The following is a 19,775-nucleotide window of genomic DNA, read 5'->3' on the forward strand; positions in this document are numbered from 1 at the left end:
GCGATCTGACAGCGGCAGGATATACTCGCTTTAAGAATCACAAAAACAACGGTTTTTGATTTAAAGCATCACAGGAGTTGATGAATTGCGTCCCCGGATTCTCGATCTGAACGTACTGCAGACACTGGTGGCCATTGCCGATACCGGAACGGTTACCGCCGCGGCAGATCGACTCGCTTACACCCAGTCCACAGTCAGCATGCAGTTGCATCGCCTGGAAGCCTTGTTGGAGGTGTCCCTTCATGAGCGCGAGGGCCGGCGTATTCGGTTTACCGCTGAGGGTGAGCAGCTGATCGGCTACGCCCGGAAGATGCTGGCTTTAAACCATGAGGCACTGGATTCGCTGCGGCAGCGGCAGGTTTCGGGGCAGTTGAGCCTGGGGATCCCGGAAGACTATGCATTTTTGCTGACTTCCGTTCTTTCCCACTTCAGCCAGCTTTTTCCTGCGGTGCAGTTGCAGGTTATCTGTGGTTCCAGCGTCAGGCTTTTACAGCAAGTGCAGGCCGGTGAGCTGGATCTGGCGGTTGTGACCCGCCAGACCCGCTCCCCCGGGGGCGAGGTGATTCGCCGGGAACCTCTGGTATGGGCCGTGGGCGCTGAGAAACAGCCGTCTCTGACAGATCCGATTCCTCTTGCGCTTTACTCGCCGGGCGCCGATGTTTTCCGGGAAGTGGCTGAGCAGTCTCTGCTAGCTGCTGGCAGGCAATGGCGTCTGGCATACTCCAGTCAGTCGATGACCGGCCTGATGCCCGTGGTGGTAGCCGGATTAGCCGTGGTACCGGTAACCCGCGACATGCTCACTCCCCAGTTGCGCGTACTGGATGAGAGAAGCGGTATGCCGGCTCTGCAATCCATCGAGATGGCTCTTCACCGCCCGTCCGGCCGACCAACACAGCCAGCCAGGCAGATGGCGGAACTGATCAGAGAGCATCTGGCTGGCGATGGCTGACCCGACTCCGTGTTAGGGTAAAGGCGTACTTCAATCTCTCACGCGTTAATAGGATTGCCCATGCATAAGATGCAGATCGACATTGTTTCGGATATTGCCTGCCCGTGGTGTGCGATTGGCTTTGCCCGCCTTGAGCGAGCCATGGAGCGGCTGGCGGAGGATTACGAGTTCAACGTTCAATGGCACGCGTTTGAACTGAACCCGGACCATGGTGGCGACGGTGAACCGATCCTTCCGGCTCTGGCCCGCAAGTATGGTCGCAGTGAGGAGGAAATGCGCGCCACCCAGGACCAGATGATGACGATCGCCAGGGATCTGGGCCTCAACTTTGAGAAAATGCAGGAACGGTTCACCTGCAACACCTTCGATGCGCATCGGCTCGTAAAATGGGCCGGCGAACAGGGCCGCCAGACGGAGATGAAACAGGCGCTCTTCGAGGCATACTTCGGCAGGGCGGAGGATGTTTCTGACGACAAGGTGCTCCTTGGCTGCGTTGAGAGTCTGGGGCTGGACACTGCCCGGGCTCGAGAGATTCTGGATTCTGATGAGTACGCCAAGGTGGTCCGGCAGGACGAAGCCACCTATCAGCAGGCAGGCGTTTCTGCCGTGCCGGCGTTCATCGTGAACGGTAAATACCTGATCTCCGGCGCCCAGGAACCCGATACTCTGGTGCAGGCATTCGGGGAAATCGGCGCAAAGCCTGAGTAAAGTCCCCCAACTGGAGCGGAAATGCCGAAACCTTCCGAAGCCCGGCAGCGGGCCATTCTCGAGCGGCTGGATAAGTTCAGCCGGTTCACCGACAGCAACATTGCGATTCCGTTTACCAATGTACGAATTGGTGCGGAAGCTGTGATTGGCTTGCTGCCGGTTGTCGGTGACGCCGCCGGCCTGCTGCTATCCGGCTACGTGCTGGTGGAGGCTCAGCGCGCAGGCGCCAGCAAGGCGGTAAAGCTTCGCATGCTGCGCAACATGGGCATTGATTTCCTCGGTGGTCTGTTGCCGGTGGTGGGTGATGCCTTTGATGCGGTTTACAAAGCCAATACCCGTAACACCCGCTTGCTCAGAAACTACCTGGAAAAGGAGTTGGCGGTTGAACCAGCTCCACCCGCTTTCTCCTGGAAGACTGTTATCTGGTTATCCGTGCTTTTCGCGGTTGTTACCGGCGGTCTGACTCTCCTTTTCTGAGTTGTCGGCTGAACCACCGTGGCCACGAATTCCCTGGCGATAATCGTCGGGCGTAACCTGAAACCAGCGTTTGAATGCGCGTCTGAAATTGGCGCTGTCGTGGTAGTTGAGCAGTTCCGCCATGGCCTCTACGGTCAACTGACTGTCACGAAGATACCCCAGAGCCTGTTGTGACAGGATGCCGTCTCTGATCTGTCGAAAACTGGTGCCTTCGGCCTTCAAACGTCTAGCCAATGTGCGCTTGCTGATAAACAGCGCGGCCGCTGCTTCTTCTTCGCTGACTATTCCGGGGGGGCGGGATAACATCATCCTTTGGACCTGAAACTTGCAGGTACTCGTATTGGATTGAAGCTGGGCGAGCATGGTTTCGCACTGCTGCAGCGCCATCATGTAGTTTTCGTGGTTGGCGGAGGCATTGGGGACTTTGCATGCCTCGAGTGGGAGTGTCAGCGAAATGTGCTTGCAGCCGAAGTTTATCCCTCCCGGCAGGTAAGTCGGATAGAGGTTGCTGTAACTCGGCTCCTGATGCGCGAAATACAGAGAGGCCTCTGATAGCGGGCGACCAACAATGAACTCGGCACAGTCGAAAAAGATAATCGCGAAGATTTCACTCAATACCCTTAGCAGATCCTCCTCAAGCTCCATGTTGAAAGAGCAGATCACTTCGAGCCAGTCATTTCTGGAAACCAGCGTCAATTTTGCGAGATTCATTCTTATCGGCATAAATGCCTTGAATGCCCTGATTGCGGTGAGCAAGTCGGGGCTGCTGTTGACCAGAAACCCCATGGCACCATGAGTAGGCGAGGTCATGCGCTGCCCCAGGCGCAGGCCAATGGCGTCGTCTTCCGCCAACTGTAAGCTGTTTTGCAGAATCTGGACCTGTTGTTGAGGCGTCAGCAGGGTTTCCTCCCGTAGAAACTGATCAAGCGAGAGTCGGGTCATTGCGAGTAGCCCAGTCACTTCCTTTGCCTGTAAGCCCAACTCCCTTGCGATCAGTCGACTGTAGTTCGATGGGATGCAGGGATGGTTGGCATTGAAGGGAGGCATGGGGATTGATTTACCTGAATGAGCTGTGCCGGACCGGGTTGTGCGAATCCGGCTTGGGTATTTGCAAGTGTCGTGAAATGACCCCCGAGTGTCAATTAATGACCTACCGACTACACCCGCCGGCGCTTATTCTGGTTTGAGCTTTTCAGCCATATAACAACAAGGGAGGGAAGTTCATGGGTCGGATCACGTTTGTTGAACACAATGGTGCAAAACATCCGGTGGAGATCGAAGCGGGAAAATCCTTGATGGAAGCCGCTGTTGAGAATGGTATACCCGGTATTGATGCAGATTGCGGCGGGGCCTGTGCCTGCGGTACCTGCCACGTGATCGTGGACAAGAGCTGGGTGGAATCGACGGGCGAGATGTACGCCAGCGAGGAGGGCATGCTGGCCATGACGCCGGAGAAAACGGATACCTCCCGGCTGTCCTGTCAGGTCACGGTTTCAGAGTCGATGGACGGCATGGTCGTGCATTTGCCGGAATTCCAGATGTAAACCCGACTTAGTGCCTTCTGATGCCAGCTTCCACGGTAGTGGGAGCTCGCGTTCACAAACAGATTCTGACCTCCGAGGTATAGTATGAGCCTGCTCAGTTCCCGACTGGAACCCGCCCTTCAACCTGTTCTGGATAAAGTCGCATCCAGAATTCCACTGCACTGGCAGATCAAAGGCGCGCATGCCTTTCAGAGCGTTAAAAAGCGTGCGGGCAAAAACCGGGCGGTGCCGGTTTTCAGAGAGGTCCCGCTGCCGGGGGTGTCTACGCTTGCCCTGGCGGACATAGATGTCAGTAATCCCTTTCTCTATCGGCAGGGGCTCTGGCACTCCTATTTCAAGCGGCTGAGGGATGAGTGCCCGGTACACTACCAGGCAAATAGCCCATTTGGCCCGTTCTGGTCCATAACACGGTATGAAGACATCCTTTTTGTCGACACGCGCCATGATCTTTTTTCTGCAGAACCGATTATTTCCATCGGGCCGCAACCAGAAGGGCTGGAAATAGAAACCTTCATAGCCATGGACCCGCCCAGACATGACCAACAGCGCCAGGCGGTCCAGAATGTGGTGGCGCCGAAAAACCTCGCGCAAATGGAAGACCTGATCCGAAGTCGCACCGCCGAGGTTCTGGACCATTTACCGATCGGTGAACCGTTTGACTGGGTGCAGAGAGTCTCCATTGAGCTAACATCGCGGATGCTGGCGACTTTGTTCGATTTCCCTTTTGAGCAACGCCATAAACTGGCGTATTGGTCTGACTTGGCCGCTGGGTCGCCCGAGACGACCGGCGGAAATGCGGATAATGATGAAGGCTTTAGAGCGGCTGCCGACATGGCCCGACAGATGTCTTCGCTCTGGCGTGAGAAAGAGGCGCGCAAGGCAGCCGGCGAGGACATGGGGTTTGACCTGATCAGCCTGTTACTGGCCAATGAAAACACCCGGGATATGATTAACCGACCCATGGAATTCATTGGCAATATGGTGTTGTTGATCGTGGGCGGCAATGACACCACTCGTAACTCCATGACCGGCGGTGTCCTGGCGCTCAATCAATTCCCCGACCAGTTTGTCCGGCTCAAACAAAACCCGGACCTCGTACCGAACATGGTTTCCGAAATTATCCGATGGCAGACGCCTTTGGCTTATATGCGCCGGGTCGCCAAGCAGGATGTTGAGTTGAGCGGGCAAACCATCAGAAAGGGCGACAAGGTAGTGATGTGGTATGCCTCCGGTAATCGGGATGAGCGTGCCATAGAGAATCCGGATCAATTCATAATAGACCGCCAGAATGCCCGCAAACACCTTTCTTTTGGCTTTGGTGTGCACCGCTGCATGGGTAACCGGCTGGCGGAAATGCAGCTGCGTATTCTGTGGGAGGAGTTGTTGAAGCGTTTTGAAGCGATTGAAGTGGTCGGTGAGCCCGAATACGTGCAATCCAACTTTGTGCGTGGCTACACCCGAATGAACGTCAGGCTAGGCTGAGGCTCTGATGCCTGCCAGGGATGCATTTGTACCCTTCGTGCATATCGAGGGAACGGTGCAGCTTCCCGTTTTGCAGGGTGATCTGCAACACGGAAGCTGAACCTGGTCGGGTGGCTTACTGCAAAAGTAGGCCGCCCTGAACTTTCGCGGGTTCCCTGTGGACCAATAGCTCACCGTCCCGTACCGACGCAATAACCGGCTGTTGGCCCAGTAACACTTCATAGGGGGTTCTACCCTGCTGCACGATACAGCGCGCCAGCAGTCCCTCGGCGATGCCGTATTCCTTGAGGTCTAGCGCGGCGGCCGCGTTATCAGTAATGAGTTCCAGAGATCGTTCGATCTGACTCATGCCCAACATATGGCAGGCGTGAAGGCCGACATCGAGGGTGCGGAGCATGTTGCCGTTGCCCATGGGGTACCACGGGTCGCGGATGGAATCCTGGCCGAAGGCGACTTTCAGCCCCGCATCAAGCAGTTCCGGGACGCGGGTAATGCCACGGCGTTTGGGGTAGCTGTCGAATCGGCCCTGCAAATGCAGGCTTTCCGTTGGCATGGACAGGAATCTCAGACCGGACTTTTTCAACAGTCGGAACAGTCGGCTGCAGTAGGCGTCGTTATAGGAGCCCATGGCACAGGTATGACTGGCGGAGACCCGCGAACCATAGTCCAGTCGCAGCGCTTCGGCGGCCAGAACTTCCAGAAACCGGGACTCGGGATCGTCGATTTCATCGCAGTGTACATCTACCAGGCGATCGTTCTTATGGGCCAGTTCCATTAGCCAGCGGACGGACTCCGCTCCATAGTCACGGGTGAATTCAAAGTGCGGGATGCCACCGACAACGTCTGCACCGAGGCGGATGGCCTCTTCCATCAGTTCTCGGCCGTTCCTGAATGACCAGATGCCTTCCTGGGGAAAAGCAACGATTTGCAGGTCGACAAATCCGGCTGTCTGTTCGCGAACCTCAAGCATGGCTTTAAGGGCGGTCAGCTTCGGATCGGTAACGTCCACGTGGGTGCGAACGTATTGGATGCCATGGGCCGCAAATAGCTTCAACGTCTGGGTGGCGCGATTGATGACATCGTCATGGCTCAGGGTTGTCTTGCGTTCGGACCAGCATTCAATGCCTTCAAACAAGGTGCCGCTTTTGTTCCAGCGGGGTTCCCCCGCAGTCATGGCGGCGTCGAGATGAATGTGTGGCTCCACGAAAGCTGGTGTGACAAGGTTACCACCGGCATCCAGTTCACCCTCTTTTGCAGTGGTGGTTTCAGATTGGGTTGCGATAGCTGAAAAGCGACCATTGCTGATCTCGAGTCTGTATAGCCCCTTCTGGTCCTGTAAGCGTGCGTTCACTACGGCATTCAATTGTTTGGTCATCTTCTCTCCTGGATAGGACTCACCAGTGGTTATGGTTTCAATAACAGGTGAGCCAGCAGCAGTGTTTTGAATGGGTCAGTCTGTTTGGGCTGGTCTGGCGATGATCCAGTGAGTTGGTTCATTCGATTACGAACTGTGTTCCTGTGACAGCCTAACGCATCTGCCATGGCGCTTTGGTTGCCTCTGCATGCGATCCAGGCGTCCAGCAACTCAGCAGAGTTGACCAGGGCGTCGTGATCAAGTTGGTCAACTGACGTGTGCTCAGACCATACAATCGCTCTGCCTATGGCTTCAGTTACCTCCACCATGGGCAGAGAATAGGGCTGCTCAAAAAGTGGTATGGCAAGTTCGTCGGCCAGCCGGCACAGGGTGTTCGGCAGTTGGCCGATGTAGGCATCTCCGGTGAGTACGACTAAACCGGAGACGTTGCATTCTTTGCCCTCATAAAGGCATTCGGCCAGGTTTTGAGGGCTGCGATGCCGGCTGATACCGGTGACGAAAACCAGTTCGCCACCCTTCACCCAGCTCTTGAAAGAGCGGTTCTCTGCAACATAGGGCCAACGCACCGCGTTGTCCGTTGCGGACTCCCCGCCCCGGAGCCGAATGGCTTCCAGGCCAGGGAGCAGCGGTACATCACGGCATCGCAGTGTCACTTAAATGGCTCCCATGACCTGTGCTTTACGTTCACGTACGGCTTCACTGACGACCAGAATGATGCTGTAGCTCAGGGCCGCAACGATGACACCCACAATGGGTGCGATCCAGGGAGAAGTATAGGCGGCGGCGGAGCCGATGGCGTAAGCGGCGAGCCCCGGGAAGTTGAAGGCTGGAAGCGTAACCATTGTCAGGTCCGGGTACTGGCGTTTATAGCCGACAAAGTAGCTGGCCATGATGACGCCACCGATTGGCGGGATAAAGGTGCCGAGCAGAACGAGGAACGGGATCAGCCACTCGTACATACCCAATACCGCCAGTACTGTTCCGATCGCGGCACCAGCAATGGTCACTGACTTGCGGCGGCGGGTACGGATCAGGTTGCAGCCTGCGACCGCAAAGTTGTAAACCGTGTTGTCCTGGGTAGTCCAGAGATTCAGGAACAGCATCAGGATACCGAGGGTTGCAAGGCCCTGGGCGACCATGATGTCGACGATGTCGGCCTGCTGGTAGACAAGGGCACCGAAGGCGCCGATCAGGGTCATCAGGCCGTTGCCCAGGAAGAACGCGAGCAGTGTGGCGATCACGGCGGTTTTGCCGGATTTCGCGAAGCGGGTCCAGTTGGTGGCCTGGGTGCCGCCACTGACAAAGGTGCCGAAGACCAGCGTGATTGCCGCTGCAACACTCATTTCATTGGTCGGGGTAATGGCCAGCAGCCCCGACAGGCCGCCGGCATCGGACGTGGCGATTGACATGCTGACGGCCACCAGAATGATCATGGCGGGCACGGCAACTCGGGACAGCCACTCGAGGCCGCGATAGCCGATAAACGCGGTTACGCAGAAGGCGAAACCGAATAGCACCATAAGCGGTGTGGTCATGCCTTCCGGCATGCCAGTCAGTTTTACCAGCAGGATGGCCATGGTGGCCGTGCCCCAGGCATACCAGCCAATCTGGGTAAAACCCAGGATAAAGTCGGATAGTTTGCTACCAATTTCGCCGAAGGTGAATCGGCTCATCAATGCCGTGTTCAGTCCGGTTTTTGCGGCGATATAACCGAGCCCAGCGGCGTAGACACCCAATAGCAGGTTACCGATGGCCAGCACCATGAGCATGGTGGAAAAGTCGAAGGCAACACCAACGCTGCCACCGGCCCACATGGTGGCGGTAAAAAAGGTAAAGCCAAGGAGTACCAGCCCCATGGACCAAACGCTTTTGCGCTGGTCCATGGGAACCGGGCTTAGGGGGTAATCCTGTTCTTTCGGGGTCGGTTCAGTGGTCATGTCGATCTCTCCGTGTCGTTTGTAAACACGGAGGGAATTGGCAACGTTTGTGCCATGGCCGTTTATTCAGCCTGAATCATGCAAGGTAATCGGCTTGTTCTTGTGCAAAATGCACAATTCGCCGAGTGGGACATAATCGGTGAAGCACGGCCTGCTTTGATATGGTGCGGTTTGGTGGGCGATTTCCATATTTGGTGCGGGACTTCATTGGTTTCGTGACGCATTTAGTCCACTCAGTGTCGTATTGGTTCCTCCCGGCAACCTCAAAGAGGGCCACATTAGGGCTATCGACAACCCGGTAAGGGGGAGATAGCAATGGCTGTTAAATTCGAGCAAGCACTTCTGGATTATCCACAACAACGGGCCGGTGCTGCACGCCATCCCGACAGCGTCGACCAGTCTGATCGACGCGTTCCCATCAACCTGCGCCAATCTGGCCCCACGCCGGTGGAGATGCTGATCTCCACGCGGGTTCGCAAGTCGCCATACTGGCACCTGGCCTATGAGGCCGGCTGTTGGCGGGCGACCGTCTACAACCGTATGTACCATCCCCGGGGCTATATTCGCCCCGAAGACGGTGGCGCCATGCTGGAGTACGAGTCGCTGATACACGACGTCACCATGTGGAACGTGGCGGTTGAGCGCCAGATCCAGGTCAAAGGCCCGGATGCGGAGCGCTTTGTGAATTACGTGATCACCCGGGACGCGACCAAAATCAAGCCCATGCGTGGCAAGTACGTCATCCTGTGCAATGAGGAAGGCGGCATCATCAATGACCCTGTTCTGTTACGGGTTGCCGAGGATGAGTTCTGGTTTTCCCTCTCCGACAGCGATCTGGAGCTGTGGATGAGAGGCGTGAACATTGGTATGGGCTTCAATGTCACCATCGCGGAAATTGACGTGGCACCGGTGCAGATTCAGGGACCCAAGTCAGAAGCGCTCATGGCGGATCTGTTTGGCGACGCAGTTCGCGACATTCCCTACTATGGCCTGATGGAGGGCCAGGTGAGGGGCCACGACGTGATCGTTTCACAGACCGGCTTTACTGGCGAGAAGGGATACGAGATTTACCTCAAGGATGCGACTAAATACGCCGAGGACCTCTGGTATACCGTGCTTGCTGCAGGCGAGCCCCACAACCTCCGGGTAATAGCGCCCGCCCACCATCGCAGAATTGCCGCAGGCATCCTGTCCTGGGGCCAGGATTTGGATCAGGAAACCCTGCCGTTCCAGTGCAACCTGGCCTATCAGGTGCCGCGCAACAAGGATGCGGATTACATCGGCAAGCAAAAGCTTGAGCAGATCCGGGAGCAGATGGAGGCCGGTCGTCCGCCGTTCAGTCACATTATGGTGGGTATCCGCTTTGGTGGTGGCAAGGTGACTGACTACTCAAACGATTTCTGGCTGATCAGCGGCCCGGATGGCGACGAACCCGAGGGCTATGTGACATCCCCCTGGTACTCGCCGGAACTTGAGACAAACATTGCGTTGGCCTATGTGCCGTTTGCTCTTCGTTCTGTCGGCACCCGCCTGACCGTGCACCTTCCGGTGGAATATGCCGCTGCAGACGGCTCAACTGCTGTAGAAGCGGAAGTCGTGGAAGTACCCTTCCGCCCCTCGGTGAATCCCAATGCCCGCGAGAGAGCCCGGGCCAAGGGAATTGATTTCGCTGACTAGCAGAGCGAAAAGAGCCGGCGGTGCAAGCTGTCGGGTACACACCGTTAGCAATCGGGTGCACGGTTTATGGCACAGATGAGCGAGAGACAGGCCTTCAATTGGCCCAACGGGGAGGCAGAAGCCAGGTTTCGTGACCTGGTGCGCTTGGCTTCCATAGAGGCGACACCCCGGCAGATCCTCACGGCAGAGCACCTGCCGGATCTCCTGCCGGCGGGCACCTGCGTATACGTACCTTTCCTGCCAAAGGGACAGTTCAACGACACGTTGGAAGCCTCCCGTCGGCTTCTGGAACTGGGTATGCAGCCAGTTCCTCATGTACCTGCCCGAATGGCCCAGAGCCGGGGTCAGCTTCGTGACTGGTTGTTTCAATTGTCGGAAAGCGGGGTGGACCGACTGTTGCTGATTGCAGGCGACAGCGATGCGGTTGCGGGCCCTTTTTCCGATACCCTGGCCGTACTCGAATCGGGATTGTTGGCCGAGTTCCGATTCCATGGTATCGGTGTTGCAGCTCACCCCGATGGCCATCCTATGGCGGATCGGGCAACACTGTTACAGGCATTGAGCATTAAGCGTGAATACGCCCGCACTACCGCCACGAGACTCTGGGTAGTCACCCAGTTCACCTTCGACGCGCATGTGGTGATCGACTGGCTGCAGGGCCTGGGCAATGTTCTGGAAGAGGTGCCTGTCTATATTGGCATGGCCGGCCCAACGCGGGTTAAAACGCTCATCGCCTATGCCGCCCAGTGTGGGGTAGGCGCATCCGCACGTTTACTGCTCCGTCGCCCTGGTAGTGCCCGGATGCTGGGCGCCTGGAAGCCCGACGACATGGTCCGGACGCTGGTGCAGTATTGCCTGGATAATCCGGAGACCCTGCTGCGGGGCATTCATCTATTTCCATTCGGAGGCCTGCGCCAGTCTGCGCAATGGATTCAGGAACACAGTGGGTCCGTCGACGACAAGAGGGAGGCGGTGTCATGAGTCTTCAGTACCATCAACTGACATCCGAGACGCCGGCGGCCACGGACTTTCCGCCGCCGGGCACTCCGGATATCGAGATCGCCCGTTCGGTGCAGCCCCAGTCGATTCTTCTGTTGGCGCAGCAGCGTTTTGGCCTGCCGGCGGAGAGCCTGGTGCCCTTTGGCCATTACAAAGCAAAGCTGGATATGGCCTATGTCGACACATCGGACTCTGCTCCCAGAGGCAAGCTGGTGCTAGTCACCGCAATAACGCCCACTCCGGCTGGCGAGGGAAAGACCACAACCAGCGTTGGACTGAACGATGGTTTTAATCGGCTGGGTGTGCGCTCTTCTGTCTGTCTGCGGGAGCCGTCGTTGGGGCCCTGTTTTGGCATGAAGGGCGGAGCCGCAGGGGGAGGCCGGTCACAGGTGATTCCAATGGAAGACATCAATCTGCATTTCAATGGTGATTTCCATGCTATTTCCACCGCTCATAATCTGCTGGCTTCGCTCATCGACAACCACCTTCATTGGGGGAATGAGGCCGGACTGGACCCGCGTTATGTGAGCTGGCGACGGGTGCTCGACCTGACTGATCGCTCCCTTCGTAATGTGGTGTCCGGGCTCGGTGGTTCCGCCCACGGCGTGCCCAGGGAAACCGGCTTCGACATCACCGTTTCCTCCGAGATTATGGCGATTTTGTGCCTGGCGGACGGTCGTGCCGACCTCAAGCAGCGGTTGGGAAATATCATCGTGGGACGGCGTTCGGACATGTCGCCGGTCACGGTTCGTGATCTGGGTATGGAGGGCTCACTCACCGTTCTATTGAAAGAGGCATTGCAGCCGAACCTGGTGCAGAGCCTGGAGCACAATCCAGTGTTTATCCATGGTGGGCCCTTTGCCAATATCGCTCATGGGTGCAATTCCGTTACTGCAACCCGGGCTGCCCTGGCGCTGAATGACGTCGTCGTTACTGAGGCCGGTTTTGGGGCCGACCTGGGCGCGGAAAAGTTCATCGATATCAAGTGCCGGCATACAGGGTTGCGCCCGGATGCCGCCGTGGTGGTCTGTACCATCAGAGCCCTCAAAATGCAGGGTGGTATTCCCCGCAGCCGGCTGGGTATTCCCGACCTGCTGGCTTTGCGCAGAGGGGCTGCCAATCTTGAGCGTCATATCCGCAACCTGCAGCAGTTCGGTTTGACCCCGGTGGTGTGCATCAACCGTTTCCCGGATGACTCCGAAGAGGAGATGGCACTGGTCCAGTCGATCAGCGAAGAGCTCGGCGTGCGGGCGGTGCCTGCCGATCACTGGGCAACTGGTGGTGAAGGGGCGATCGAGCTGGCTCAGGCTGTGCTTGACCAGATGGACGAGGGCAAGCCGGCAGTGAAGTTTCTCTATGAGGATAGTATGCCGCTGGCAGACAAGATCCGGACCATTGCTACTTGCATCTATCACGCGGGCAATGTGGAATTTACCACGCTAGCGAAACGACAGCTTGAGGAGTACGAGAGCCTTGGTTTCGGCCATCTGCCAGTGTGCATTGCCAAGACGCAGTACAGCTTCACGGTGGACTCTTCGGTGAAGGGCGCCCCTTCCGGGCATATGTTGCCAGTCAGGGAGGTGCGCCTGTCGGCCGGAGCCGGATTCGTGGTGGCAGTCTGTGGCGACATTATGACCATGCCGGGGTTGCCGAGGCGGCCTGCCGCTCTGGATATTGCCCTGGATGAGAATGGCCTTGTGGTGGGGTTAACCTGAGACTGCGCGCCCGGCGGAAGTCTCAAACGTTCCGTAGGTTGGCTCGGTTCGGGCCCGCTTCAGGGCTTGCAGGGATGAAGAGGGCAAGCTGTCCATGGTATCTGTCATGAGCGCTTCGGCCCTCGACGGAGCGAAGGCTTCCATCCGTTCATACTTGGGAGCGCGCCCCATGGTCTTACGGTAGCAGCGACTGAAGTGGGTGGCGGAGACAAAGCCGCACATGGAGGCAATTTCGACGATGGAACAGGACGTCTGCTTGAGTAGCCGGCGCGCTCGGTTGAGCCGCACCCGCAGGTAATAGCGTGAGGGCGTGCACCCCAAGTGCTTGAGGAACAGTCGTTCCAGCTGTCGGCGAGAGATCCCTGCCAGGGTTGCCAATTCCTGAAGTTCAAGCGGCTCTTCGATATTGGCTTCCATGAGTTGGGCAGCTTCCGCCAGCTTGGGTTGCGCCCGGGCCAGGCCCGGATGCATGGGCATGGGCTGTTGTTCGCGTTCTTCCCGGATCCGATCGCAGACAAACATATGGGAAACCGCGTTGCTGAGCTCCTGTCCATGACGCCGGCCCAGGAAGCTGAGCATCATGTGCATTGGTACGGTGCCACCGGTGCAGGTCATGCGCTCACGCTCGACGGTAAATAGATGGTTGTTGGTCTGAACCCTCGGAAAGTCTTCCTGCATGGCTTCCAGGCACTCCCAATGGGCACTGCAGGCATAGCCGTCCAGTAGTCCGGCACTGGCCAGTACATAAGGCCCTGTGCAGACTGCTCCCATCAGAACATGCCGCCGCGCCATCTGTTTCAACCATTGGACTTCGTGGCGCGAAAAGCTGCGGGTGACATCAATGCCGGCAACAACGATGACCAGGTCGAAGCTGTGATCCTCCCGAATGGAGGCATCCGGCACCATGGTGATACCGTCGCTGGCGCGGGCGTAGCCCCCTTCGGCTGTGAGCAGCTTCCATGAGTAGAGTTCGGTGCCCGCTAACTGGTTGGCGACGCGAAGTGGTTCGACCGCGGTGGCAAGGGCAATCAAGGTGAAGTTTTCGATCAGCAGAAAGCCCACCCGGAAGGATTCATCAGCAGCCTTGCCTGTCTCCAAGCCTATGTCTGTGGCCATGTTAACCCCCTTGCCCCGACCGGGGCTGGCGCAGTAGTCCATGTCTGCCATGCTCACCGCCACAACTTGAACACTAGTTGTTGCACTTTGACAGTGCAATATCTAAGCAGTTCCTATCTGGCTCCATTCTAAAGCTGTAATCAATATGCCACTGGTCCAGATGCGACATTCGTGATTCGAGGCTGGCCCCTATGCGACTGGCCCTTGTTCAAGATCGCACTCGTTCGTTGTCCGGATCAAACAGGGCCCGGTAACCTACCGCTTCGATGCGAACAGGGTAGTGTTCCTGGAAGTATTCCAGGGTCAGTTCTCGGCCTTCCTGAGCGTACTCGGCGGGGATATAACCCAGCAGGATTATTTTTCCGACCGAAGGTCCCCATGCGATGCTGGTGTTGTATGAGCGGCGGCCTTTGCTATCCATCAATACTTCGCCGGTTTGTGGGTCCAGAATCGGCCATTGGCCGACCGGATACCTCAGCACCCCATTCGAATCCCGGTGCTCGGTCATGTTCATGGTGCACAAATAGGCCGATTGTTGGGGCCACTCCCGCTGTTCCAGATACGCGGCTTTGCCGTGAAAATCGGCTTCCTTGACCTTGGGTCGTTGCAGTCCGGCTTCGTAGAGGTTGTATTCCGTTTCCAGGTCCACGTTCTGCAGTCGCAGGCTCTTCTCCAGGCGCCGGGTGTTGGCGTAGGTTTCGATGCCCACCGGCGTGACGCCTGCATCATAGAGCAGGTCCCAGATTCTCAAGCCATAGCTGAACGGGAAATAGAGCTCCCAGCCCTGTTCTCCAACATAGGAAATCCGGAAGGCCCAGACCGGGACCCCTCGAATGTTCAGTTCCCGGGCGGTGGCAAACGGGAAATTATCCGCGGATAACTGGTCCGGATCGGTAACGAGCTGGGCCAGTGTCTCCCGGGCCTTGGGCCCCCAGAGGCCGAGGGTCGCCAGTTCGTCCGTGCGGTCATGCAAATGGATGTTGTCCAGCCCCTTCTCCCGGGCCATACGGGTGATCCAGCAATAGTCACGGTGGCCGGTGTCGCCGCCGCAGACAACCCGATAGTCTTGGGCGCCCCGCCGAATGATGGTCAGGTCGGAACGCACGCCCCCGCGCTCGTCGAGGAAATGGGTGTAGACACCTTTGCCGTAGGGGGTGGTGCCGCCGACTTTGGCAACTGACAGATATTCCAACAGCGCTTCCGCGTTGTCACCGGAAATGTCGAAGATGGCGAAATGGGACAGATTGATCATACCCACGGATTCGCTCATTTCGAGCTGTTCGGCGTTGGATACCTCCCAGAAGTGTCGGGCGTCCCATTCATGTTCCCGCACCGGGATCCGGTTGCGATATTTCGCCAGCAAGGTGGACTCGTTGGCCGCATAACCGTGAGCACGCTCCCAGCCCGCGGCCTCCATAAAGTAAGCACCCAGTCCGACTTCCCGCAGGTAGAAAGGGCTGGTTCGCATCTTGCGACCGGTAAGGAAAGGTTCACGGGGGTGAACCGCCGGGGTATAGATTTTTTTGGCCGTCTCGTAGCAGCGGTTATACACGTAGTCCGGGGTTTTCTGCAGCGGGTAATGGCGTGCGATATCGATACTGTGAGGATCCATCTCAGGGGAACCATGGGTCATCCAGTCGGCCAGTAACTTGCCCGCACCCGGGCCGTCTTTCACCCAGACCGCCTCGCAGAACCACAGATTACGGACTTCCGGGGATTCGCCCATGAGTGAACCGCCATCCGGCGTCACTGACAGCAGGCCATTGAAAGAGTGTTTCTCCTCCCACCCCAGCTCGCCGAGGATCGGAGTAATCTCAATGGCCTTTTCGTAGGCGTTCATGACCTGGTCCAGTGAAAGATCCCGCATTGATGGCGACATCCGCGAATCACCGGGCTCCGCAATGGCGCCGGGGCAGACCAGCCGTGGGTTCTCTGCTTCGTAATAGCCCCACTCGATACGACCGCCTTCGGTGGTGGTTGGGTCGCCGGTGTCCCGCACATAGGCGGAATTGCCCTGATCCCGGAACAGCGGATAGACGATCTGCTTGCCGGTGCCATTGAGCTCCTCGTAGGGGCCGAAAAACAGTAAAGGATGCTCCAGCGGCATCAGTGGCAGGGGGGCGTTGGCAGTGTGAGCCATCAAGGGGCCCCAGATACCCATCGAAAGCACCACATATTCAGTCTGAATGTACCCCTTTTCGGTCTTAACGCCGCGCACCTGGCCGTCCTGGACATCAATGCGGATGGCAGGTGTATAGGCAAAAGCCTGCAGTTTACCGGTGGCCACAGCTTCTTCCACCAGGTCGCCGGCCACTCTCTGGGAGCGGGGCACCACCAGTCCGGCATCCGGGTCCCACATGGCGCCCTGGATCTGACTTTCGTCGAGCAATGGAAACAGTTCCTTTGCCTGTTTGGGCGATATGATGCTCACGTTGGTACCGAACGCTTTCCCGGACCCCACTTTGCGCCGAAGCTCGTCCATACGTTCGTCGTCATCAGCTCGGGCCACTTCCATTCCACCGCATTTCACGTAATTGCCGCGCTTTTCATAAAACGCCTGGCTGTATTTGGTGGTGTATATGTTCAACTTGTCGTGGGAGGTGGTGAAGCAGAAATCCGAAGCGTGGGATGTGGACCCGATATCGGTGGGAATGGCGGACTTTTCCAGGCCCACGATGTCATCCCAGCCTTGCTCGATCAGATGGTGCGCTACCGACGAGCCAACGATACCGCCCTGGCCAATGATTACGACTTTCGCTCGTTTCGGTAGCTGTGCCATTTTTCTTCCCCTTTGCCTGCAATGAACGTCACTGCGCTGTCGCACCGGACAGGGCCTTGATTCAATGTGGCTCTAATTGGTCAGGGGAGGTAAATCCAATACGACACCGAGTCGTCCAAAAACGGCAAGGCCGGGAATGTCGGGCTGCCTTAAAAGGAATGCCCGAATAGACCGAGCACACCCAGCGCAATCAGGTAGCCGGCCACAATGTAATTGAGCAATTTGGGGAACACCAGTATGCCGATCCCGGCGCCAAGGCTGATAAGAGGGGCGAGTTCCAGATGCAGTGTCATAGCGCATTCTCCGATGGTTTGGGTAATCAGGGGACTCGATCATGAGCTTGACAGTGGTCGTTTCTGATATCAAACCTTACCGTCCGCAAAGATCTGACAAACTGCTGGTTGTTTAAACGATAATTTGTTTAGATCTTTTGTGTGTCACGGTGAGAGAGCCTTGCGAGAATTGTTTTTATGCCGAATATCGCGGTTGTTCCAAACGCCACATCGTCTCGCGACATACTCTTGCTCCGGCTATCTATTCTGGTTGGCGGCGTACTGATTGCCCTATTCATGATTGGTGACTTGCAGCTGATCCCCCGGGAACTGGCAGGTGCCTATATCACCAACAGGGCTCTGGTCCAGCTTCCAATTCTCGCTAGCCTACTCGCCGCCACCTTTTTTCCGAAATTCCGAAATTTTGCGCAAACAGCTTTTCTGGGGACAGTTCTTGCCCTCACATACGCTAATTACTACGTGATCCATGTTTCCTGGGCGCAGGCGGGTTTCAGTTTTCCTTATGAGGGAACTTTGCTTTACGCCTTTTTCGGTTTTTTCGTGTTCGGAATGAAATTCTATTACGCGTTAACCGCGATGCTGCTCAGTTCCCTTGGATTTATCGGCTTGATGCTGCTGGATCCCGTATACGGCGAGCGAACCTGGATGAACGCTGGATTCGTGGTTGGTTCGCTGTTCATTGGAGTGATTGGCAGGCACAGGATCGATCGGCTATTGGGTCAGCTTGAGGATGCCAATGAGCAGCTGGTTGCACTGAGCACCGTTGATGGGCTCACCGATCTGCTCAATCGGCGGGCACTTATGAGTGAATCCGAGCGTTTGTTTGCCCTGCAGCGGCGCTCCAATCAGCGGCTCGCTGTGTTCATGATGGATCTGGATCATTTCAAGCAGTTCAACGACCACTATGGCCACCAGCAGGGTGATCAGGCTATTCGACTGCAGGCTGACATCATGAGGCAGGTATACAAACGGCAGACGGATATCCTCGGGCGCTATGGTGGCGAGGAATTCATGGCTGTGATCGAGGGCGAGCATTTCGACCGGTTTGAATTCCTTGCTGCAGCGGTTCTGAAGCAATGGCAGGAGCGTGCGGTGCCGAATGAGGATAGCCCCGACAGCAAGGTACTCAGCTGTTCCATCGGAATCTGTCAGGGCCTGGCCAGCGAGTTTGATTCCATCGATGACATGATTCGAAGAGCCGATGAAGCGCTGTACCGCGCGAAAAAGCAGGGCCGTGCCAGATACGTGATCGCCTAGTCTTCGGGCATGTGTTCGAACAGACGGCCGAGCCCCGGTTGGGGAGTGAGCTTGCCGCATAGTCGCAAAGCCTCCCAGAAACTGACCTGATTGGCAGTCAGCGCCGGCTGCCCGATAGCTTGCTCCAGATCGTTGAGCCAGGCCGCAGAGTGGAGCGCAGTGTCTGGAATCAGCAGGGCATCGGCTTCTTTCCTGACGTTGGCCAAAGCAAATTCGATAACCGCATCTTTCTCAAGCAACCCTACTTCCGCCGCTGTGATGATCCCGCGGCTGGCCAGATGCACAACTTCGATATCGAAATGATTGAGGAACGCCCGGAATCGCTGTGCGACGTCATCGGGGTAGGTGGCAGCGATGGCCACCCGTTTGGCGTCAATGGCTTTCACTGCTCTGGCGAATGCCATTGCCGTTGTGGAAGCGGGTACGCTCAGCAGTTTCTCGAGCGTGTCAATCTGCTGGCGAATACCGTCGAGGCCGAGTACAAAGCTCGCGCTGGTCGAGGTCCACATCACCGACTCAATCCCTGAGTCAGCCAGTTTTTCTGCACCTTTTGAGAGACGGCTGATGCTGCCCATCTCACTGAGGGCATCAACGGTATGGGCGTCCTCCAGGAATTCGGTGTGAATGAGAGTTACCTGCGCCGCAGGCTTCACCATGGAACCCATCAGAGGGTAATCATCTTCGGCCGCATGGCCCGGGTAGAGGAATCCGAGTCTGGCTGGAGGTGGTGTATGGCTCATTGATCGCTCCCTCACTGGCAGAGATTGACGTGCCTGTACAATAGACCAAAACTGGCAGCTCAGCAGTCTTTGGAGAGTAGCGATGGATAGCCAATGGTTACTGATCTTTGCTGATGTGCTCCTCATCCTGCACACGATGCTGGTGGCCTTCGTGATCCTGGGGCTGGTGGCGACGTTCGCTGGCTATTTCCTCCAGTGGCGCTGGGTTCGCAATGTCTGGTTCCGTCTCAGCCACCTGGCTGTGATCGTTATTGTGGTTCTGCAGTCCTGGCTGGGTGTGCTATGCCCGCTTACGACCTGGGAAATGGCGCTTCGGGCAAAGGCCGGGGAGGCAGGCTATGAGGGATCGTTCATCCAGCACTGGCTGCATTCCATTCTGTATTACAGTGCACCGGACTGGGTGTTTATTCTGGCGTACACGGTTTTCGGAGCGCTCGTCCTGGCCAGCTGGTTTGTGGTCAGGCCCGAGCGGTGAAAAACCGGCAGGCTTATTTCTTGAAAAATGCCAGGAAAGCGCCGGCGGCCGCCGCGGCCGCCCCGCCGATCAGATACCACATGGTCTGGTCTGTAAAACGCCCCGTCACTGTTTCGGTCAACTGGTTCCCCAATGACTGGGTTGATTGGTAGCCGAAATAGAGCAGCCCGACGCCAACCACCAGCAAAACGATACCGACCAGCTTTGAACTTCCCATTGAACTCTCCTTTTAATTTTTTACAACAGGCAGCT

19 protein-coding genes are annotated in these 19,775 nt (G+C 57.0%); 10 read left to right on the forward strand and 9 right to left on the reverse strand.

The window, feature by feature from the left end:
* The first annotated feature begins 85 nt into the window (after positions 1-85).
* Genes FMN52_RS14180 through FMN52_RS14190 form a run of 3 tightly spaced genes read left to right on the forward strand, consistent with a single transcriptional unit; the run spans position 86 to position 2,134 of the window.
* Positions 86-949, forward strand: a complete 864-nt coding sequence (locus tag FMN52_RS14180) for a LysR substrate-binding domain-containing protein (RefSeq protein WP_148609230.1) — start codon at positions 86-88, stop codon at positions 947-949.
* 48 nt (positions 950-997) lie between these two features.
* Positions 998-1,657, forward strand: coding sequence for a DsbA family oxidoreductase (locus FMN52_RS14185; protein ID WP_346341312.1), 660 nt, complete (start codon positions 998-1,000; stop codon positions 1,655-1,657).
* A 21-nt stretch (positions 1,658-1,678) separates the two neighbouring features.
* Positions 1,679-2,134 carry a DUF4112 domain-containing protein gene (locus FMN52_RS14190; RefSeq protein ID WP_148609232.1) on the forward strand — a complete coding sequence of 152 codons (456 nt, stop codon included), beginning with the start codon at positions 1,679-1,681 and terminating at the stop codon, positions 2,132-2,134.
* Here FMN52_RS14190 and FMN52_RS14195 read toward each other — a convergent pair.
* Positions 2,084-3,181: an AraC family transcriptional regulator gene (locus tag FMN52_RS14195; RefSeq protein WP_148609233.1), complete on the reverse strand. Its 1,098-nt coding sequence runs from the start codon at positions 3,179-3,181 to the stop codon at positions 2,084-2,086. The two genes, FMN52_RS14190 and FMN52_RS14195, sit on opposite strands and share 51 nt — an antisense overlap.
* A 176-nt stretch (positions 3,182-3,357) precedes the next feature.
* Here FMN52_RS14195 and FMN52_RS14200 point away from each other — a divergent pair, with 176 nt between their 5' ends.
* Both FMN52_RS14200 and FMN52_RS14205 read left to right on the forward strand, forming a co-directional pair.
* A complete protein-coding gene (locus tag FMN52_RS14200) occupies positions 3,358-3,678 on the forward strand; it encodes a 2Fe-2S iron-sulfur cluster-binding protein (RefSeq protein ID WP_148609234.1) in 321 nt (106 codons plus the stop codon).
* An 84-nt stretch (positions 3,679-3,762) separates the two neighbouring features.
* Positions 3,763-5,160 (forward strand): cytochrome P450, encoded by a 1,398-nt coding sequence (locus tag FMN52_RS14205; protein ID WP_148609235.1) that lies wholly within the window; start codon positions 3,763-3,765, stop codon positions 5,158-5,160.
* A 115-nt stretch (positions 5,161-5,275) separates the two neighbouring features.
* Here the strand turns inward: FMN52_RS14205 and codA are convergent, their stop codons facing one another.
* The 3 genes from codA to codB are packed head-to-tail and all read right to left on the reverse strand — an operon-like array spanning position 5,276 to position 8,472.
* Entirely contained in the window at positions 5,276-6,535 is a 1,260-nt protein-coding gene (codA, locus tag FMN52_RS14210) for a cytosine deaminase (RefSeq protein ID WP_148609236.1), read from the reverse strand.
* Between the two features lie 29 nt (positions 6,536-6,564).
* A complete protein-coding gene (locus FMN52_RS14215) occupies positions 6,565-7,188 on the reverse strand; it encodes a PucR family transcriptional regulator (protein ID WP_148609237.1) in 624 nt (207 codons plus the stop codon).
* On the reverse strand, positions 7,189-8,472 hold the full coding sequence (gene codB / locus FMN52_RS14220) for a cytosine permease (protein ID WP_148609238.1): 1,284 nt from the start codon (positions 8,470-8,472) through the stop codon (positions 7,189-7,191).
* Between the two features lie 315 nt (positions 8,473-8,787).
* Here codB and FMN52_RS14225 point away from each other — a divergent pair, with 315 nt between their 5' ends.
* From FMN52_RS14225 to FMN52_RS14235, 3 genes are all read left to right on the forward strand, one after another.
* Positions 8,788-10,149, forward strand: coding sequence for a glycine cleavage T C-terminal barrel domain-containing protein (locus FMN52_RS14225; RefSeq protein WP_148609239.1), 1,362 nt, complete (start codon positions 8,788-8,790; stop codon positions 10,147-10,149).
* A gap of 66 nt (positions 10,150-10,215) precedes the next feature.
* The gene (locus FMN52_RS14230) at positions 10,216-11,130 is read left to right on the forward strand and encodes a methylenetetrahydrofolate reductase (RefSeq protein ID WP_148609240.1); all 915 of its coding nucleotides are present in this window, start codon (positions 10,216-10,218) and stop codon (positions 11,128-11,130) included.
* Positions 11,127-12,863, forward strand: a complete 1,737-nt coding sequence (locus FMN52_RS14235; RefSeq protein ID WP_148609241.1) for a formate--tetrahydrofolate ligase — start codon at positions 11,127-11,129, stop codon at positions 12,861-12,863. Before FMN52_RS14230 ends, FMN52_RS14235 begins: the two co-directional genes overlap by 4 nt.
* Here the strand turns inward: FMN52_RS14235 and FMN52_RS14240 are convergent.
* The 3 genes from FMN52_RS14240 to FMN52_RS14250 all read right to left on the reverse strand — a co-directional run bounded on the left by FMN52_RS14240 (position 12,855) and on the right by FMN52_RS14250 (position 17,051).
* Positions 12,855-13,979 (reverse strand): GlxA family transcriptional regulator, encoded by a 1,125-nt coding sequence (locus FMN52_RS14240; RefSeq protein ID WP_148609763.1) that lies wholly within the window; start codon positions 13,977-13,979, stop codon positions 12,855-12,857. The genes FMN52_RS14235 and FMN52_RS14240 overlap by 9 nt on opposite strands.
* Before the next feature lie 208 nt (positions 13,980-14,187).
* Positions 14,188-16,758, reverse strand: a complete 2,571-nt coding sequence (locus FMN52_RS14245) for an FAD-dependent oxidoreductase (protein ID WP_148609242.1) — start codon at positions 16,756-16,758, stop codon at positions 14,188-14,190.
* 149 nt (positions 16,759-16,907) lie between these two features.
* Positions 16,908-17,051: a DUF3096 domain-containing protein gene (locus tag FMN52_RS14250; protein ID WP_088827271.1), complete on the reverse strand. Its 144-nt coding sequence runs from the start codon at positions 17,049-17,051 to the stop codon at positions 16,908-16,910.
* A gap of 177 nt (positions 17,052-17,228) precedes the next feature.
* Here FMN52_RS14250 and FMN52_RS14255 point away from each other — a divergent pair, with 177 nt between their 5' ends.
* Positions 17,229-18,308, forward strand: coding sequence for a GGDEF domain-containing protein (locus FMN52_RS14255; RefSeq protein WP_148609243.1), 1,080 nt, complete (start codon positions 17,229-17,231; stop codon positions 18,306-18,308).
* Here the strand turns inward: FMN52_RS14255 and FMN52_RS14260 are convergent.
* Entirely contained in the window at positions 18,305-19,048 is a 744-nt protein-coding gene (locus FMN52_RS14260; RefSeq protein ID WP_148609244.1) for a maleate cis-trans isomerase, read from the reverse strand. The two genes, FMN52_RS14255 and FMN52_RS14260, sit on opposite strands and share 4 nt — an antisense overlap.
* A gap of 82 nt (positions 19,049-19,130) precedes the next feature.
* Here FMN52_RS14260 and FMN52_RS14265 point away from each other — a divergent pair, with 82 nt between their 5' ends.
* Positions 19,131-19,523 (forward strand): DUF2784 domain-containing protein, encoded by a 393-nt coding sequence (locus FMN52_RS14265; protein ID WP_148609245.1) that lies wholly within the window; start codon positions 19,131-19,133, stop codon positions 19,521-19,523.
* 13 nt (positions 19,524-19,536) lie between these two features.
* Here FMN52_RS14265 and FMN52_RS14270 read toward each other — a convergent pair whose 3' ends face one another.
* On the reverse strand, positions 19,537-19,740 hold the full coding sequence (locus FMN52_RS14270) for a DUF3185 family protein (protein ID WP_148609246.1): 204 nt from the start codon (positions 19,738-19,740) through the stop codon (positions 19,537-19,539).
* Positions 19,741-19,775: the final 35 nt, after the last annotated feature.

The organism is Marinobacter sp. BW6, from assembly GCF_008107725.1.
GTDB lineage: Bacteria > Pseudomonadota > Gammaproteobacteria > Pseudomonadales > Oleiphilaceae > Marinobacter.

What these genes read in the sequence shown, in the direction of transcription:
- FMN52_RS14190 (WP_148609232.1), top strand. Translation starts at nt 1,679, where the DNA reads ATGCCGAAACCTTCCGAAGCCCGGCAGCGGGCCATTCTCGAGCGGCTG.
- FMN52_RS14195 (WP_148609233.1), bottom strand. Translation starts at nt 3,181, where the DNA reads ATGCCTCCCTTCAATGCCAACCATCCCTGCATCCCATCGAACTACAGT.
- FMN52_RS14200 (WP_148609234.1), top strand. Translation starts at nt 3,358, where the DNA reads ATGGGTCGGATCACGTTTGTTGAACACAATGGTGCAAAACATCCGGTG.
- FMN52_RS14205 (WP_148609235.1), top strand. Translation starts at nt 3,763, where the DNA reads ATGAGCCTGCTCAGTTCCCGACTGGAACCCGCCCTTCAACCTGTTCTG.
- codA (WP_148609236.1), bottom strand. Translation starts at nt 6,535, where the DNA reads ATGACCAAACAATTGAATGCCGTAGTGAACGCACGCTTACAGGACCAG.
- codB (WP_148609238.1), bottom strand. Translation starts at nt 8,472, where the DNA reads ATGACCACTGAACCGACCCCGAAAGAACAGGATTACCCCCTAAGCCCG.
- FMN52_RS14225 (WP_148609239.1), top strand. Translation starts at nt 8,788, where the DNA reads ATGGCTGTTAAATTCGAGCAAGCACTTCTGGATTATCCACAACAACGG.
- FMN52_RS14230 (WP_148609240.1), top strand. Translation starts at nt 10,216, where the DNA reads ATGGCACAGATGAGCGAGAGACAGGCCTTCAATTGGCCCAACGGGGAG.
- FMN52_RS14235 (WP_148609241.1), top strand. Translation starts at nt 11,127, where the DNA reads ATGAGTCTTCAGTACCATCAACTGACATCCGAGACGCCGGCGGCCACG.
- FMN52_RS14240 (WP_148609763.1), bottom strand. Translation starts at nt 13,979, where the DNA reads ATGGCCACAGACATAGGCTTGGAGACAGGCAAGGCTGCTGATGAATCC.
- FMN52_RS14245 (WP_148609242.1), bottom strand. Translation starts at nt 16,758, where the DNA reads ATGGCACAGCTACCGAAACGAGCGAAAGTCGTAATCATTGGCCAGGGC.
- FMN52_RS14250 (WP_088827271.1), bottom strand. Translation starts at nt 17,051, where the DNA reads ATGACACTGCATCTGGAACTCGCCCCTCTTATCAGCCTTGGCGCCGGG.
- FMN52_RS14255 (WP_148609243.1), top strand. Translation starts at nt 17,229, where the DNA reads ATGCCGAATATCGCGGTTGTTCCAAACGCCACATCGTCTCGCGACATA.
- FMN52_RS14260 (WP_148609244.1), bottom strand. Translation starts at nt 19,048, where the DNA reads ATGAGCCATACACCACCTCCAGCCAGACTCGGATTCCTCTACCCGGGC.
- FMN52_RS14265 (WP_148609245.1), top strand. Translation starts at nt 19,131, where the DNA reads ATGGATAGCCAATGGTTACTGATCTTTGCTGATGTGCTCCTCATCCTG.
- FMN52_RS14270 (WP_148609246.1), bottom strand. Translation starts at nt 19,740, where the DNA reads ATGGGAAGTTCAAAGCTGGTCGGTATCGTTTTGCTGGTGGTTGGCGTC.